This window comes from Bacillus sp. GS3m_15504, from assembly GCF_055825275.1.
Genome location: NZ_JBVVNL010000024.1, coordinates 1 through 626 on the forward strand (window position 1 = coordinate 1; position 626 = coordinate 626).

A 626-nucleotide genomic window follows, 5' to 3' on the forward strand; every position below is an offset into this window, starting at 1 on the left:
CCCTGCTTGTAAGGCAGGTGCTCTCCCAGCTGAGCTAATCCTCCAAAAGTGGTGACCCGTACGGGATTCGAACCCGTGTTACCGCCGTGAAAGGGCGGTGTCTTAACCACTTGACCAACGGGCCAAAAAAGTTTTAAACCTATTCCCAAGCTTCCAACCGGGCTTGAACCGGTGACCTCTTCCTTACCATGGAAGTGCTCTACCAGCTGAGCTATGGAAGCATAATGGCTCCGCAGGTAGGACTCGAACCTACGACCGATCGGTTAACAGCCGATAGCTCTACCACTGAGCTACTGCGGAATAATATTAGCCTGGCAACGTCCTACTCTCACAGGGACAAGGTCCCAACTACCATCGGCGCTAGAGAGCTTAACTTCCGTGTTCGGTATGGGAACGGGTGTGACCTCTCTGCCATCATTACCAGACTTTTATCATTATAAACATTTCTTTCGAAATGTCAAGAAGAAAATTATATATTCCTTCAAAACTAGATAACATCGCTTCATATTATATGGTTAAGTCCTCGATCTATTAGTATTCGTCAGCTCCACATGTCACCATGCTTCCACCTCGAACCTATCAACCTGATCATCTTTCAGGGATCTTACTAGCTTACGCTATGGGAA

The 626-nt window shown here is 47.3% G+C and carries 3 tRNA genes and 2 rRNA genes; all 5 read right to left on the minus strand.

What is annotated here, in order from left to right:
* Positions 1 to 49: 49 nt before the first annotated feature.
* Positions 50 to 124 (minus strand) — tRNA-Glu (locus AC0L0O_RS29950).
* Between the two features lie 24 nt (positions 125 to 148).
* Positions 149 to 221 (minus strand) — tRNA-Thr (locus AC0L0O_RS29955).
* Between the two features lie 4 nt (positions 222 to 225).
* A tRNA-Asn gene (locus AC0L0O_RS29960) sits at positions 226 to 300 on the minus strand.
* Positions 301 to 309: 9 nt separating this feature from the next.
* Positions 310 to 425, minus strand: a 5S ribosomal RNA gene (gene rrf / locus AC0L0O_RS29965).
* 86 nt (positions 426 to 511) lie between these two features.
* Positions 512 to 626, minus strand: a 23S ribosomal RNA gene (locus tag AC0L0O_RS29970); the annotation flags it as partial.